Below are 16,751 nucleotides of genomic sequence, written 5' to 3' on the forward strand. Positions count from 1 at the left end.
GTTAAGCTTTCATTTTATAGCCAACACCACGCAGTGTTTCGATCTCTAACCCCGGTAGTTTTTGGCGCAACTGTAAAACGTGAGTATCGACCGTGCGCGTGGTTGGAAAATGGTTATAACCCCAAACATGATCCAATAATTCGTCACGAGTAAACACTCGCCCTAAATTACTGGCTAAAAATAGCAACAGATCAAATTCGGTACGCGTCAAAGTAATTAATTCACCATTAAATAGGACCTCGCGAGTCGCCTTATCAATCATTAAGTTGGCGGTCACCACTTTGCTATCATCTTGCCCATTATCTGGTGAACGCAATTGGGCTCGAATACGTGCAAATAATTCGGCTTCTGCAAAAGGCTTAGTGAGATAGTCATTCGCTCCAGCATCAAGCCCGGTTACTTTATCTTTCACTGTCACTAAAGCCGTCAGTAGAATGACGGGAATGTCTTTGATTTTTTTCCAATCCCGTAAATGTTGAACTGAATCACCATCCGGTAATTGGCGATCAAGGATCACCAGATCGGCTTTGTTCCAATGCGGTTTCACATCGGCGATGGTTTCTGCGTGTAAACAGTCATAACCGGCTTGCTCTAAACTAACCAATAGACCATCTGCGAGGTTTTTATCATCTTCAACGAGAAGCAGTGTCTGTTTCACAAGGTATCTCCAAAATAAAGGTAGTCGGCGGACCTTCGAGTGACATTTTGCCCCCCATCCGTTCCACCATTGATTCGACAATCGTCAAACCGAGTCCTAAGCCGCTTTTACTGACAAACGGTTTGCGCAAATGACGCCAATCCCGGTGCGTTAGCGAGCCTTGATCAGTCACTTTAAAGGTGACTGAATGAGTTTGAGTGATGACTTCTAAAGTCACAGGTGCTACGCCATATTTGACCGCATTACGCAGTAAATTATCCATACATGCACCGAGCCAATACACATTGAGTTTAGCTGCAACATCTTGATTAATCTTTAAAGTAACGCTGCCGCTAAATTCTTCCTCAACTTTATACTGCAACCATTCCTCAACCGAAGGAACCCAATCTGAAGCTAAAGGTTGACTGTCGGACTGCAAATAGTCTTTGCTGGCTTCAGCCAGTTGGCGTAATCGTCGGGTGTCTTCACATAAGCGGCGAAACTCATCGTACAGAGACTCTGGTAACTGCTCAAATTCACGACGAAATCCTTCCACGGTCAGCGATAAACTCGCGATCGGGGTACGTAATTCATGAGTTAAAATCTGTAAAATCAGCATACGGCTGCGCATTTCTTGCCGTTTGTAATTCCAGCGATAAATTGACCAGCCAAGCACCAACAAAATATTGGCCAGCACCAAAATAATCATACTGGTACGCAGTAGCACTGAATGATCTTCGACATCCCAGCATAAATTGCCGCGCTGAATAAAACAGGTATTTTCCGCCGAGATCAGGCTATAGCTTAATCCGGCTTTATTGGTATTACTTAACCAAGTCTCCTCATTAAATAAGTAATAAATATCGCCTTTTCGCAACCATAATTGATCACCAACACCAAACATTGATGCGCCGCTAATCAAAGCATTGATCGAGTCTTCACTCATATTTTGTAAATGATACAGCAAGCTCCCTTCTACCGCTTTGGGGCGCTCTTGAATATGCATATAAGGCTGTAGTTTATCAAATTGAGCCGGGTATTTTTCAGCATAACGAACGGCATAGCTCCCCCCTCCTGGATGAATAAGGCCACTGCGTGCAAACCAACGAGGAGAAAGACTGGAGCCTTTACATAACGAACGAGTAAAAACTAAAGGCTCTGTGATCAGTGGACTGAGCGGCAACTTTCCGGTGCAATTTTGCGCTAATTTGTACAGTTGTTGAATATCTTTCAGTGGATACTCAGAGGTCTGCGGTAACATACTATCGGGCGTCAACAAGCGAGTGGGAAAATCCGTTTGAATTGAACGAATATCATAAGATGTGATGGCCGCATGATAATCAAACAGCGACACAAAAAGATCGATGCGCTCAGGGAGCGAATCGGCATAAACGGTGCTGGGTAAAATGGCTAAGTGTAAACTTGCCAATGTAACAATAAACGCTTTTATCAAGGGATAATGCTGTTTGACTTGGTATGCAAAAACTATAACGCATTATCGGATAAAGCGATATTAGAGTGTTATATTGATGTCAATAATGATCAACACAAAGACAAAGAAGCCAGCATAATGCTGGCTTCTCGATTCGATGGTGTGTGTGAAACTTATAGTGCCTTAGCTATTGCGTCGACACTCTCTTTCGCATCACCAAACAACATCATGGTGTTCTCTTTAAAGAACAGTGGATTTTGCACCCCAGCATAGCCGGTATTCATCGAACGTTTGAACACGATGACATTTTTCGCATTCCACACTTCCAATACTGGCATACCGGCAATCGGGCTGTTTGGATCCTCGAGTGCCGCTGGGTTAACCGTATCATTAGCACCGATCACCAATACGGTATCGGTGGCTGGGAAATCATCGTTGATTTCATCCATTTCCAATACAATGTCGTACGGTACTTTAGCTTCCGCTAACAGTACGTTCATATGACCAGGTAAGCGGCCGGCAACCGGATGGATGCCAAAACGAACTGTGATGCCTTGTGCACGCAGCTTTTCAGTGATTTCGTAAACTGGATATTGTGCTTGCGCAACCGCCATGCCATATCCAGGAGTAATGATCACCGACTTGGAGTTTTTCAACATGTCTGCGACTTCTTCCGCACTGGTTTCACGATGTTCACCTTGCTCTTCATCACTGCTGATCACCACTTCTTGGCCAAAGCCGCCCGCAATCACGCTGATGAAAGAGCGGTTCATCGCTTTACACATAATGTAAGACAGAATCGCACCAGAAGAACCAACCAGCGCACCCGTCACAATCAACAGATCGTTGGCCAGCATAAAACCAGCGGCAGCCGCTGCCCATCCTGAATAGGAGTTAAGCATGGAAACCACTACTGGCATATCCGCCCCACCAATTGAGGCCACTAAATGATAACCGAACGCAAAGGCGATTAAAGTCATCACCAGTAGTGCCATAATGCTGCCATCAACATTCACAAAGTGCACCAGCAGCAGAGCAGAGATCACTAATGCAGCCAAATTCAATTTGTGTTTGTGTGGCAGGTTCAATGGGGTGGATTTAATGATGCCACGCAGTTTGCCAAACGCGACAATCGAACCGGTAAATGTCACCGCACCGATGAAGATCCCTAAAAAGACCTCAACTAAATGGATCACATGTTCGGCGTGAGTTGCCGCTTGTGGTGCATCGATATAGCTATTAAAGCCAACCAATACTGCCGCCATACCCACAAAGCTGTGCAGTATCGCCACCAGCTCAGGCATTTCGGTCATTTCAACTTTTTTAGCGTAGTGGATACCAATCCCACCACCGATCACCATCGCCAGTAATACCCAAGCAATACCTTGCGCACTAGGGCTAAAAATTGTCGCCAGTAAGGCAATTGCCATACCGGCAATACCATAATAGTTACCCATGCGCGCGGATTCTTGCTTAGACAGCCCCGCCAAACTCATGATGAAAAATAAAGCAGCAACAATGTACGCTGCTTGTACTAATCCTGCAGACATTATGTACTCCTTTAGTTTCTACGGAACATTTCAAGCATACGTTTAGTGACAGTAAAGCCACCAAAAATGTTAATGCTTGCAATTAAAATAGCGATAAAGGCTAACACGGTGACAATCCCACTGCCTTGCCCAATTTGTAGTAACGCACCAACCACAATAATACCGGAGATGGCGTTAGTGACTGACATCAAAGGTGTATGCAATGCATGAGTAACGTTCCACACCACGTAGTAACCGACGACACACGCAAGGATAAATACGGTGAAATGGCCAAGAAAAGCCGCCGGTGCAACCGAGGCAACCCAGCCAAATAGACCGACACCCAGCGCAAAACCAGCCAGTTTTTTGATTGGTGAGGTTGGCTCAGGCTCTTTTTTCTGAGCTTTGACCGGTTGTTGTTTAACTTTTTGCTGAGGCTGAGCAGAAACTTGAATTGGCGGTGCAGGCCAAGTCACTTCACCTTGTTTAATCACCGTGACGCCACGCAACACCACATCGTCAAAATTAATCTCAATGTTGCCATCTTTTTCTTTGCACAGCAGTTTGAGCAGGTTAACTAAGTTGGTGGCATACAGTTGTGAAGATTGAGTTGGCAAGCGCCCAACCATGTCAGTGTAACCAATCACTTTGACGCCATTAGCGGTCGTGATCACCTGATCTTTCACGGTATATTCACAGTTACCACCGTTAGCCGCGGCCAAATCGACAATCACACTTCCCGCTTTCATACTGTCGACCATCGCTTTAGTGATCAGCGTTGGTGCTGGTTTACCTGGGATCAATGCGGTAGTGATAATAATATCGACGTCTTTCGCTTGAGCAGCATAAAGTTCAGCCGCTTTACGGTTAAACTCATCCGACATCTCTTTGGCATAGCCATCACCAGAGCCTGCGGTTTCTTGGAAATTGACTTCCAAAAATTCAGCGCCCATCGATTGTACTTGCTCTTTCACTTCAGGGCGCACGTCAAATGCACGAACAATCGCCCCTAGACTACCCGCCGCGCCAATCGCCGCTAAACCAGCCACACCTGCGCCAGCCACAAACACTTTCGCCGGTGGCACTTTACCGGCCGCCGTGATTTGACCAGTAAAGAAACGGCCAAACTCATGGGCCGCTTCAACAACCGCGCGATAGCCGGCAATATTGGCCATAGAAGACAACGCATCCAATGCTTGAGCGCGAGAAATACGCGGCACGGCGTCCATCGCGAGCACGTTGATATTTTTGCTCGCCAGCTTTTCCATCAACGCTGGATTTTGTGCCGGCCAAATAAAACTGATCAGCGTAGTGTCTGGTTTTAGAATGGCAATTTCTTCATCTAAAGGCGCATTAACTTTAAGGATCAATGGGCATGCCCACACCTCTTGCGTTGAAGCGATCGTCGCTCCGGCGGCGGCATAAGCGGCATCATCAAAACTCGCCAAAACGCCAGCTTTTGATTCGATACAGACCTCAAATCCTAATTTTATTAGCTGCTCCACCGAGGATGGGGAGGCAGCCACTCGCGTTTCTCCGGCGAGCTGTTCTTTTGGTACACCAATTTGCATAGCGGTTCCTTGACTATTGGCACAATGATTAACTGTTTTTATCGGACGATGGCATGAACTGCAAGTTGTTTGTAATTCAATTACGAAGCTTGGTTACTTTTAATGCCAGGTTGCGGCTAATTGTGTGAACTCTGTTAGATAATTACAACGATTTTCACACACAGCAGAGGTCAAACCAGTGCTGTGGATATTACATAAAAACAGTAAGTTACATCGGCCAGAGCTGAAAAGCGATTGAGCATGGTCTGAACAACCTAAGCTATTCATGACTTTTATCAACATGTAGGCTTATTAGGAAAAAATCTGACCGGACATTTGATCAATAAAAAGCTGTGCTTTCTTGAGCATTAGCTCTTCCGCATCCGCTTTGCTCGCCACCAGATCCGAACGAATAAAACGGTGGGTTTTTAATTCGCCCTGCAACTCTTGTGTGATACGACCCGCGACACGAAACTGACCATTTTCAGCCATCGGCTCTGGATAGATGAGAAACCCTTGGTACTCAATCGGCTCTATTTCGGGTAATTTAGCTTGTTTCGTTTTTCCAAAAATGCGCGCAAATAATCCCATTGGGTTGGGTTCCTTATTTTATTGACGGGGCTTAATGTTATTCACAATTGGAGCTTCAAACCACTCTAATTCGGCATCATCATCAAATCGCGCATGAGTGAAAATTACCGGTAGGTCATGATCGCGCTGCTGACGCCGATCATTAATTATCATGGATTGTGCCGCTTGAACAGCAATCTGAGCATACTCTTTAAGGATCACCAGCTTGGCTTCAGGTAATGTTGCGAGAAAATCGATATCATGACGAATATAAATTGGCCTAAGTTGACTTAAAGCCAAACAAGCCAAATCTGCCAATTGATCTGGCGAATAAACTTGCGAATATGTTGGCAATCCGAGCACTTGACCAACCAAGGTTTCCATATAGTTATGCACATCTTCACTCAATTGCATCATTATCTCCTACCCAAATACCTAAACGCTGCTCCGCTTACCACATCATTACTCATCGACATGCTACGGTAGGCTACCGGCGATCTATGCCGAAAAACACTCGCTACTGGAATGAATATAGCCGAGTTTAAGGGGCTTTTTCTTTAATCAAGTGCAAATTTCATAATGAAAAGAGCTGATTAGCACTGTATTCATCACTTAACTTGCCTAAAAAGCTTGGAAAATCATGAAATCAAAGTATCCTTGGTGACAGATTTTAATCGTAGAATTATTACTAATTCATTCTAGAACCTCAGGAATTCATGTCTTCTAGCTTTGTCACATCACCTTGGTTTCGTTTTGGTTTTCCGTTGTCGCTATTGGCTGTGGTATGGCTTTGCATCCATAATGTGGAAGTCGTGATAACGTCCAATCTGGGCATGACGATGAATCTCCCCTACATACTCTTCTTCGTATCGCTAATTGTGGCACATATTTTTAAGCAAAGTCGGATCGCGATGGTGGCTGTCACTATGCTGGTCGCCTACGCTTTGATTCAAATTCGTTTGCAAACGCCGTTAACTAATAGCGCAACTATGCTTGAATTGATCATGTTAAGCCTGCTTCTACCCGTGGCTTGTTTCTTACCTTATGCCTACAAAAATTCGGGATTACTCAGTCACTCTTTTGCTAGTTATTTATTGATTTTATTGCTTTTTATCTTTTGGGCTTGGCTAACTCAGTCACACCTTATCGAAAAAAATCATCTGAATTTGACCGAAAATATCTTCTTTGTGGTACCGCAAATTTCCCGTTTACCGCTGATTATGGTCGGGTACTTGGTTGCTTTAGCCGGTATTGCCGCAATTTCAGTACTCACGCGTAATCAATTACTGGATGCGGTGGTTTATAGCGCCATTCTGTTAGCCATGAATGCATTTGTACTATTTCATGTGGCTTACATTTCTACCACCATGTTTTCTCTGGCGGGTTTGCTGTTGCTGATTTACCTGATCTCGGCTGGACATGAAATGGCTTTCATCGATCCACTGACCCAGATCCCAGGCCGACAAGCATTAGATCAAGATCTTAAGCACATGGGAAGAAAATTTACCGTCGCTATGCTTGATGTCGATCACTTCAAAAAATTTAATGACACCTACGGTCATGATACGGGCGATGATGTGTTAAAGCTGGTTGCGGCACGTTTACGTCTGATAGGTGGTAAAGCTCGGGTGTATCGCTACGGTGGCGAAGAATTTTCGATCATTTACAAGGGGAAATTGGCTAAAGAGGTGCAGCCTTTTATTGAAGCGTTACGCCAAGATATTGAATCCTATGAGCTAGTGATCCGTAATCCAAGCAAACGACCGAAAAACAATGCTGATGGGGCTAAACAGCGTTCCCGCAAAACAAACAGTGACATTGTCACGATAACTGCCAGTATTGGAGTTTGTGACTCAGAAAAACATCGTGACCCCAATGAAGCCCTCAAAGCAGCCGATGGCGCACTCTATAATGCCAAGCAAGCCGGTCGTAACTGCGTAAAATTAGCACGCTAATGATTAACCAGTTGATGAATATACCCTAGTACATCATCCAATACCTTAAGTGTTTGATTTAAAAAACAAAAAAGAGCGTACTCGCTATTTCTGGCGTTTATCGTCAAACGAATCCAGCTAAGACAAAATAGCTGTAAATAAGCAGTAACAAAAACAGTATGGGTTTAATAGATAAACGGCTAAGGAACGAATAGATAGGTGATAGGGACTTGGAGCGGGCAGCGGGAATCGAACCCGCATCATCAGCTTGGAAGGCTGAGGTAATAGCCATTATACGATGCCCGCGCATCGAAGAGACGCCGCTACTATGCCACACTCTTCGAAAAAGAAAACCCCTTTTTAATCATTCGCATACTGTTTGCTTATCTCTTGAGCAAAACCATCTGCATTTCACTCTCTGCGGGCTGAGCTTGACGCAGTGAGCCGTGTTTTTTCAATCGTAAGCCTTTTGGTTAAACCGCACTGTATCCGCGAGATGTCCGTCCACCGTGATAAAGATCTCTCCCTAATCACATTATTAAGGAGAGATACTGTAGATTGAAGCTAGCCTTTTTGATCACAAGTGATCTGTTTTTTACGCTCACGCAGTAAAGAGGCAATTACCGCGACCGTCATGGTGATCAGCAATACGCATAAAGAAACCGGGGTAGGAATTGCCCACTCTGATCCGACTAACATCATTTTGATCCCGATAAATACCATGATGAAAGCCAAGGCTGGTTTCAGGTAGAAGAACTTATCCATCATGCCTTGTAGTACAAAATAGAGTGAACGCAATCCGAGCAAAGCAAAGACGTTGGCCGCCAACACTAAGAACGGCTCTTGGGTGACCGCAAAAATTGCCGGAATTGAATCAAGTGCAAACATCACATCCATAAAAGCAATCACGCCAATCACGATAAACATCGGCGTAACCCACCACTTGCCTTGCTGCTTGGTAAACAGTGCATTACCTTGATAATGGTCAGTGACTTTAAACCAGCGGCGGATCAATCGCTCGGGCAATGGATTGATGGTTTCTTCACCTTTATCACGTGCAAGCTGGATCCCAGTCCAAATCAAGAACAGTGCAAACACATATAAGACCCAATGATATTGGCTAAGTAACTGAGCTCCAACCGCAATCATAATCGCACGTAGCACCAAAGCACCAACTACCCCCCATAGTAAAGCTCGAGGGCGTAAATGGTCAGGTACCGCATATTGATGGAAAATAATCGCAAACACGAACAAGTTATCGACACTCAATGATTTTTCAAGCAGATAACCGGTAATAAAGGAGATAGTGGCTTTTTGCGCACTATAAGTGCTAGTTGGGGCATACCATTGCCAGCCATAATAAATGGTGGCGGCAAACACAAAAGCTAACAGAAACCAAAATAAGCTCCAGATAGCGGCTTTTTTGATAGTGACATTACCACCGCGCGTTTGCCAAATATCAACGACGACCAGCGCTAAGGTTAGTAGGCCAAAGCCCAGATAAGTGATTGGGGACATGCTAACTCCATGTTGGAAGATTTCGCTCAATTATTGAGTGTCGAAACCTTCCGCATACTAATAATCACCGCATTTAGTGCGGCATTGAATGCGTTGGTCTCGTCGAAGTATTGAACTCGGATTCAGCACTTATATTTGCCGGTTGAATTCATTCCAACGTGATGACGACAAATAAACCTTAGGCGACTACTCCCCAAAACTCAATCATTCTATGCCTCTGCTCAGAAACTGTCTAGATCCATAAAAAAGAGCCTCATTTGAGGCTCTTTTAGCAAATAACCATGAAGCATCTCCAGCCCAACATGTGAACAATTTCAGTCTATCTATTCCAGTAGATGAGTAGATGTATACAGTGGCTAAACACCAGCAAAAGGCAACAAATAAACCAATGCTGACCATATCCCTACCCAAACCATCATCATTAATGCGTCAAACCAATCTTTACTGAACATATTCCCTCCGTTTTGCCCATCAGAGGTGAGCGGCAACTCGCTGTAACGAAGCAAACAATATGCCAACTTGATTATTATTGCAGGGGACATTCATAGATAGTATTGGAATCCAGTGATAAGAGTGTTGGGCAGTCGGTTAATAGTTCGATAAATGCATCAGCCATGGAAATTTGCGTCACTATTCCCTCGCCTTCCATCGCCAGCAAAGCATCGTAGCCTTCTTTGCCTTTCATGGTATAAGCCGATGATGTCCCCCAGTACATAAGATTAAAATCAATCGGTTGCCACTTGTCTGCTTGCTGGATTTGTAGTTTGGTGATCCGCTCACCGAGTGGGTTATCCGCAATATATTGGAAACGTAATCGATCACAATAAGGGTAACTTCCTGAACCGGTACCGACCACACCATTACTTAAAGCGTTATTGATCGCCCCTTCTAATACTTGAGCAATCACCCGTCCACTCACTTGGTAAACGCCAATTGGTACGGCAAAAGGCAACAGTTTTCCGGCCACATCGGCCACAGAAATGGCCCCCGGTAAAATCGAATTTCGTACCCCTCCGGCGTTATGGATCGCAAACTGAACATCTAAACCACGTTTATTTAAAGCGTGGGCAAATGCTTTGGCGACCAAGGGTGCAATCTGGCTTCCTCCTTGTGCATCTGGGATGCGAATATGGCGTAAACCATGATCCGCGTGGGCAATAATTTGTTGTTGGAGTTGGCGCACTTTAGCAACATATTTGTCCTGCAGCAGCGCTTGCAACGTAAGATCTTTTTTACACACCACCACATTCGGGTGATTATCAACCTGATCACGTGCTTGACGATAGTTCTCATCTAACTGCACTTGGCTCATGCTGGCATCGACAAACATGCGGCGACCAAGCAACAGCTCATTGCGCCCAGTGAATCGGGTTACTTGCCCATCCGCAGCAAAATCAATCTGGCAATGACCGAGCATCAGCGCATAAAATCCCGCTTGCACAATGTAAGTTTGATTGACCCGTCGCCCGTAGTGATCTTGGCTAGCAATGCCTAAGGCTGAAAAATCGCCCTGTAATACATGGCTGTGCCCTCCGACAATCACACTGATCCCGTCCACTTGTTCAGCCAACGCGATATCACCGTCATAACCTAAATGGCTAAGCAGAATGATTTTATTGATCCCTTGCTGATGGATAGCCGCAACCGTTGCTTTGGCGGTAGCAAGCGCATTGACAAACGGCGTATCTGGATCTGGGTTAGCAATGTCGGCCATTTTATCGATCGAAAGACCAAAAATAGCGATGTTTTCACCATTGACGCTCTTTTCGATCCAACGAGCATGGCCCTGCTGCGCATCATAGCTGTATATCTTGGGGTTGTTTGCCAAGCTCGGTGCTTTGTTGGCCCGCTCTTGTGATAAATCCCAATTCCCGGCCAATAGAGGAAATTGAATTTGCTGAGCAAATTCTGCGACTGGCTGGTTACCTAAATCCAATTCATGGTTACCAACCACCATCGCATCCAGATTAAGGGCATTGAGCATGTCCGCATTGGCCTGACCTTTGAACAGCGAAAAATACAAGGTCCCTTGAAAACAATCACCAGCATGCAAAAATAAGAATCCACGCTGCATACGCTGCGCATCATCACGCAACTGGGCAACACGGGTGGCAATGCGTGCAAATCCGCCTGCACTGACAAAAGGTTTTAAAATTTCGGTTTGATGCTCAAGCGTCAGTTGTAATGAAGTCGGCTCAAAGTAGGAGTGGGTGTCATTAATATGTGCCAACGTGATCGAAGCTGGCTGATGGCTTATTCTGATAGGCATACGTGTTCTCTGTTATTCACTCTAATCCTAGCTTGCTGATCATGACAGAATCGTGACTTTTATGAAACCTTCTTGAAACTTTAGTGAAGCTTGTTTATTGGCATCACATTTTTAATCTGGCATAGCAGGGTAAAGTTCCTCTGCAAAATGTGACCTTTAACGGGAAATCATCCAGTTAACATCCTGCTTAGATTGAATTTTTCCTTTATTCTTAAATTATAGAGTCAAAAAATTATCCGCTGTTGTTGCTGAGGTAACAATCTTGCTGAGGTAGCAAAGGAGCCACCTATGCATTTAGAACGCATTGAAATTGCAGGTTTCCGTGGCATTCGCCGACTATCATTGACTTTTGATCAAGTGACGACGTTGATTGGTGAAAATACTTGGGGTAAATCATCCTTACTCGATGCCTTATCGGTGGCATTGCCAACCGATGGTACCTTATATCAATTCACCCTAGCCGATTTTCATGTTGATTATTCAGTTGCCGATCCTCAGACTCAACATCTACAGATCATTTTGATATTTAATGCGCTGGATAATCATGAGCCCCAAGCCGGACGCTATCGTAAACTCAAGCCACTTTGGCAAACCAATCAACAAGGTATTCCGCAAATTATCTATCGGATCTCCGCCTCTCGCGTCCAATATCAGATCACAACCCAATACGCATTTCTCGACTTAGCCGGCAATGTGCTCGCGCTGCATCACTCGGAACAACTTGCGCAAGAATTGATGAGTTTACATCCGGTGATCCGCTTAAAAGATTCACGTCGCTTTGAACGCGGCATTCAATCCAGTAATGGCAGCAATGCGCGAGTAGAAAAACGGCTGAGCAATACTTGGCGGAGGCTGATGGCCAGTCCTGGGCACGTTAATAAAGGGGAAATTCACAGCAGTCTGAATGCGATGAATTCTTTGATTGAGCACTATTTTTCTTTTAAAAGTCAAACACGCAAAAATCCACGTCGTGAGCGAGATAGCCTGTTCTACACTCATTTATCAAGCGAGAAAAATTTAAGCCAAATCATCAATCAAACTCAAAATAAGCCGACCAAATTGTTATTGCTTGGTTTGCTCAATGCTTATCTGCAAGGTAAAGGGCCAAAAGAGCTGCGCCGCTGCGCTCGACCAATCTTAATTATTGAAGACCCAGAGGGTCGCTTACACCCGACTCACCTTGCTCGGGCGTGGAATTTTTTTGATTTACTGCCGATGCAGAAAATTCTCACCACCAACAGTAGTGATTTGCTCGCGGCGGTGCCGTTGCATTCGATCCGTCGTTTGGTCAGAAAGTCTGATTGCACCATCGCCACCCGAGTTTCACAGCGCAGTTTAAGTCGCGATGAATTACGCCGGATTGGTTTTCATATTCGCTTCCACCGCTCAGGCGCTCTTTTTGCACGCTGTTGGTTATTGGTGGAGGGTGAAACTGAGGTTTGGCTATTCCATGAATTAGCCCGCCAGTGTGGCTACAACTTAGCCGCTGAAGGGGTACAAATTATCGAGTTTGCTCAATCAGGACTGAAATCTTTAATTAAAGTGGCGCGTGCCTTTGGAATTGATTGGCATGTGGTCAGTGATGGCGACCCAGCCGGTAAAAAATACTCCGCCACCGTAAGGGGGTTGCTCAAGCATGATCAAGAGCGACACCGATTAACGGAGTTGCCCGATCGAGACATTGAGCACTTTCTCTATGCGCATGGCTTTGAAGCATTCTTTAAGCAGTTGGCCAAGATCCCGCCTGATCATTTAATGCCGGCCAAAAAAGTAGTGTCTAAAGTTTTGAAAAAACATGCTAAACCAGATTTAGCCTTAGCCATCACCTCGCATTGTGAAAGCAATGGCATTGAGTCTGTTCCGCTACTGCTACGCTGGATACTTAAGCGAGTGATTACCATGGCAAACGGTAATACTTAACCACGCATCAGCCAGTTAACCATCACACCATGAAAATAATCCCCCTTATGCTCGCTTGGGGGATGGTTAACTAACAGGTTGGTGGATTCACCATCACTAAGTTTATTGATGACTAAACGGAGTTCATTATTAAACTAATCAATGATTAAATGTGTTGCAGCGCAATTATTTTTGCACCCCTTCCACGTGCAGCTCTAATTCAACATAGCTAGAAGCACCCATAACTTGAATACCAAAATCCTGTAGCTCAAGACGGGTCGTCCCAACAAAACCAGCACGTTGTCCACCCCATGGATCTTGTCCTGCACCAATAAATTGTGCCTCGATCTGGATCGGTTTGGTTTGACCATGCAAGGTTAAATTACCGTTGATCTCAAGTTGACCATTACCTTTATCAACCACTTGGCTGCTGTTAAAGGTAGCGGTTGAATATTTAGCCGCATCAATAAAATCCGCGCTGCGGATATGTTTATCACGCTCTGCATGGTTGGAGTCTAAACTGCGAGTATCCACATTAACCTTCACACTTGCTGCACTAATATTGGCTGGATCATAACTAAACTCACCATCAAAGGTATTAAATCGGCCTTGGATATAGCTATAGCCTAAGTGGCTGACTTTAAAGTTGATCGAAGCATGTGCACCTTTAGTGTCAATCACATAGTCTGCGGCATTCACTGCCAATGGGGTCGATAACATGGCGGTAACGGCCATCGCTATAAGGCTATTTTTCATTTTGATACTCCTGTCAGCATTTTACGTAATGTGTTGTCGCGGTTAATAAAGTGATGTTTGAGTGCCGCCGCGGCGTGCAACACCGCCATGATGATTAAGCCCCAAGCAGTGTACAAATGGACGATACCAGCTCGATCTGCTTGATGTTCAAATAACGCCCCAGCACCTGGGACAGTAAACCAATCAAAAACGTTAATCCCGCGTCCATCTTCCGTGGCAATAAGATAACCAGATACAAACAACACTAAGAGTCCGATATACATCAAATGGTGAGCACTTTTTGCTGCGATTTTTTGCCACTGCGCGCCATCAATTTGCGGAGAAGCCGCCACACTCTTCCATAACACTCGTAGCAATGTTAATCCAACCAGTAACACACCGACTGATTTATGCCATTGCGGTGCGATGTGATACCACGTACTGTAATAAGAGAGATCCATCATCCACGTCCCTAACGCAAACAGAGCGATCACCAGCAAAGCAGAGATCCAATGCAGACTACGGGCGATAAGGTTATAGTGTGGAACAGTTAACTGATTCATTGCATGCTGGCTCTTATAAAATTCTAGTGATCAACGAGGATTGTTGCCGCTTGGTATTGATCAAGAGTATTGACCAGATCTTGCCTAGTGCCTAGCCAAGCTAACCGAAGAACTCCATCAAATTTTTAGAACAAGTGATGACACCGATCCCGATCATCCTGCTATTCACAATCTTATGCGAAATTGACGACATTCCTTTTCCATTTTCAACTCAGAAAAGCGCCAGAGATCAAGAACTCACGGTTTACCACTAGTGACAAAATGTAACTGTGCTAATCTTGCTTGGTTTTTGTTAGGGAGAACAACATCTTGCTATTGGATATCGTGACGCAAAGTATCAGTGAATTTCAGGTCGATTGCCTTCGGCTTTGTGAGAAGCATTATCCGACCATCCATAATCAAGGGATGAGTGAACATCACTTAGGCTTGGCTTTTGCGAGACGATTGGCGCGCACATTAAGTGAATTTGGTCATGCTTGCGAATACGCGGCATTGGAATCGACCTACCAACGGGATCTTCCTCACCATTTCCGGGTGTCCAGCGACGTCGGTACGGTATGGATCCTCACTCATCACCTAATGAGCGCCGGCAAAGCGTGCCGAACTAAGTTGATGCGCGACATTGGCCAATGGCAGCAAGAGTATGCCTACGCTACTCAACCCAATGATTTATTACTGTTACTCAATGATCACTGGATGGGACGCAGCCAAAAAAGCCGCGAATTACTGCACTGGTGGACTGGCCAATTGCCCGATGAAATGGAGGAATATCATGCCCAAGGTATTGCATTACAGGAAAGTGATGCCCAATTAACCCAAACCTTGGAACACTACTACCAGATCACGCCTTGCTACATAAAGTTTGGTCATCCACTTAAACGCTCTAAAAATCAACAACGGGTACGTAAGTATGTACAACTTTATGCGGTGTTACAGTGGGTTTAATCATTCGCGATGGCATAACTAAGTTTATGCAAAGGTGATGTGAGTCGAATTTTTTAAAACCGTTTGCATACAATACATTAGAGTCGTTATTTAGCACAAAAATGATAATAATCAATACCGAACTCAATACATAGCGTTAGTATGCGTGTTATCTCTATGTATTTAAAGATATTATAAAAACAACGCACTGTTTAATTACAACTTGGCTAGGTACTTTACCACTCACATCAACAACTCAGTCTCATACTATTGGATGATGCGCAGATTGACACATTCGATATTTGGTTAATAACATGCCAATGATAAAGGTATGAGTACAGGGAAGTGTTACGCTGTTTTTGGCTAAGGGTACTGAATTGTTATGGTTCTAACTGATAAACGACTCGTTCTCGATAGCATCTATTACGATGAAGATGGCGAGTATTATGCAAGATACAACGGCTTAACACTACGCAGTGTTTTTCAACCTATTTTTGATAAACAGCATCAGGTGGTTGGTGCAGAAGCATTGGTGCGGATTTATACTCAGCAACGGACTCAAATACGGCCGGATCTGTTTTTCCATTCAGATGCCTTCGCGGTCGAAGATAAGCTAAATGTCGAACGACTTAGCCGAGCGATCCACATTCGCAATTTTAACCTTTCGGTCTACCGAGATACTCGTTTGTTTCTCAATCTATTACCGATCGCGGGTGAACAATTTGCCGACGGCAATATTAGTACCAGCCAACTAGCGATCCAACTGGCTAAATTGAACATCCCACATCAACGGGTAGTGATGGAATTACTTGAAGTCGAATCGAGTGATGAACAACGGTTACAGATTGCCACTGCACAATTGGCGGCGAGTGGTTTTCAAATTGCGATTGATGATTTTGGTTGCCGAGCCTCCACCCCAGCACGAGTGGCGATGTTGCGACCCAATATTATCAAATTAGACCGCCAACTGCTGTTAGATTACATGGTCGGCAATTGCACTGGATTACTGACCGGCCTGCAATTAGCCCGCAGTTCTGGTGCCGATACCGTGGTTGAAGGCATAGAAACGGCAGAACAATTAGCAGCAATGCGCAAACTGAATATTCATATGTATCAAGGTTACTATCTTGGTTTACCAGAAGGGATCGCTCAAGCAGCACAAGTGGCCAATACCAATTAGCATTGAGCACG

14 protein-coding genes and 1 tRNA gene are annotated in these 16,751 nt (G+C 44.7%); 4 read left to right on the plus strand and 11 right to left on the minus strand.

From position 1 onward, the window contains the following. Position 1: 1 nt before the first annotated feature. From vxrB to PUN32_RS10195, 6 genes are all read right to left on the minus strand, one after another. Entirely contained in the window at positions 2-658 is a 657-nt protein-coding gene (gene vxrB, locus PUN32_RS10170; protein ID WP_166015450.1) for a response regulator transcription factor VxrB, read from the minus strand. Beyond that, positions 633-2,090: a sensor histidine kinase VxrA gene (vxrA, locus tag PUN32_RS10175; protein ID WP_319946307.1), complete on the minus strand. Its 1,458-nt coding sequence runs from the start codon at positions 2,088-2,090 to the stop codon at positions 633-635. The genes vxrB and vxrA overlap by 26 nt, the downstream gene beginning before the upstream one ends. A 152-nt stretch (positions 2,091-2,242) precedes the next feature. Beyond that, the gene (gene pntB / locus PUN32_RS10180; RefSeq protein ID WP_166015449.1) at positions 2,243-3,619 is read right to left on the minus strand and encodes a Re/Si-specific NAD(P)(+) transhydrogenase subunit beta; all 1,377 of its coding nucleotides are present in this window, start codon (positions 3,617-3,619) and stop codon (positions 2,243-2,245) included. Positions 3,620-3,630: 11 nt separating this feature from the next. Further along, positions 3,631-5,169, minus strand: a complete 1,539-nt coding sequence (locus tag PUN32_RS10185; protein WP_274722997.1) for a Re/Si-specific NAD(P)(+) transhydrogenase subunit alpha — start codon at positions 5,167-5,169, stop codon at positions 3,631-3,633. A 291-nt stretch (positions 5,170-5,460) separates the two neighbouring features. Then, entirely contained in the window at positions 5,461-5,739 is a 279-nt protein-coding gene (locus PUN32_RS10190; RefSeq protein WP_274722998.1) for an HlyU family transcriptional regulator, read from the minus strand. A gap of 18 nt (positions 5,740-5,757) precedes the next feature. Next, entirely contained in the window at positions 5,758-6,132 is a 375-nt protein-coding gene (locus tag PUN32_RS10195; RefSeq protein ID WP_274722999.1) for a late competence development ComFB family protein, read from the minus strand. Positions 6,133-6,434: 302 nt separating this feature from the next. On the opposite strand from PUN32_RS10195, the gene PUN32_RS10200 reads away from it, so the two are divergent. Beyond that, complete coding sequence (locus PUN32_RS10200; protein ID WP_274723000.1) at positions 6,435-7,673, plus strand: GGDEF domain-containing protein; 1,239 nt, start codon at positions 6,435-6,437, stop codon at positions 7,671-7,673. 210 nt (positions 7,674-7,883) lie between these two features. Here the strand turns inward: PUN32_RS10200 and PUN32_RS10205 are convergent. The 3 genes from PUN32_RS10205 to PUN32_RS10215 all read right to left on the minus strand — a co-directional run bounded on the left by PUN32_RS10205 (position 7,884) and on the right by PUN32_RS10215 (position 11,439). Next, a tRNA-Gly gene (locus PUN32_RS10205) sits at positions 7,884-7,958 on the minus strand. Positions 7,959-8,216: 258 nt separating this feature from the next. Continuing rightward, on the minus strand, positions 8,217-9,170 hold the full coding sequence (locus PUN32_RS10210; protein WP_274723001.1) for a TerC/Alx family metal homeostasis membrane protein: 954 nt from the start codon (positions 9,168-9,170) through the stop codon (positions 8,217-8,219). Positions 9,171-9,696: 526 nt separating this feature from the next. Further along, positions 9,697-11,439: a bifunctional metallophosphatase/5'-nucleotidase gene (locus PUN32_RS10215; RefSeq protein ID WP_274723002.1), complete on the minus strand. Its 1,743-nt coding sequence runs from the start codon at positions 11,437-11,439 to the stop codon at positions 9,697-9,699. A gap of 288 nt (positions 11,440-11,727) precedes the next feature. Here PUN32_RS10215 and PUN32_RS10220 point away from each other — a divergent pair, with 288 nt between their 5' ends. Further along, positions 11,728-13,359: an ATP-dependent endonuclease gene (locus tag PUN32_RS10220; RefSeq protein ID WP_274723003.1), complete on the plus strand. Its 1,632-nt coding sequence runs from the start codon at positions 11,728-11,730 to the stop codon at positions 13,357-13,359. A gap of 165 nt (positions 13,360-13,524) precedes the next feature. Here the strand turns inward: PUN32_RS10220 and PUN32_RS10225 are convergent, their stop codons facing one another. Together PUN32_RS10225 and PUN32_RS10230 are read right to left on the minus strand one after the other, a co-directional pair. After that, on the minus strand, positions 13,525-14,094 hold the full coding sequence (locus tag PUN32_RS10225) for a YceI family protein (protein ID WP_274723004.1): 570 nt from the start codon (positions 14,092-14,094) through the stop codon (positions 13,525-13,527). After that, positions 14,091-14,636, minus strand: coding sequence for a cytochrome b (locus PUN32_RS10230; protein ID WP_274723005.1), 546 nt, complete (start codon positions 14,634-14,636; stop codon positions 14,091-14,093). The genes PUN32_RS10225 and PUN32_RS10230 overlap by 4 nt, the downstream gene beginning before the upstream one ends. A gap of 309 nt (positions 14,637-14,945) precedes the next feature. On the opposite strand from PUN32_RS10230, the gene PUN32_RS10235 reads away from it, so the two are divergent. After that, positions 14,946-15,581, plus strand: a complete 636-nt coding sequence (locus PUN32_RS10235) for a hypothetical protein (protein WP_274723006.1) — start codon at positions 14,946-14,948, stop codon at positions 15,579-15,581. Between the two features lie 361 nt (positions 15,582-15,942). Continuing rightward, positions 15,943-16,740, plus strand: a complete 798-nt coding sequence (locus PUN32_RS10240) for an EAL domain-containing protein (protein WP_274723007.1) — start codon at positions 15,943-15,945, stop codon at positions 16,738-16,740. Positions 16,741-16,751 lie beyond the last annotated feature (11 nt).

The sequence above is a fragment of the Vibrio chanodichtyis genome, from assembly GCF_028863985.1.
Taxonomy (GTDB): Bacteria; Pseudomonadota; Gammaproteobacteria; order Enterobacterales; family Vibrionaceae; genus Vibrio; species Vibrio chanodichtyis.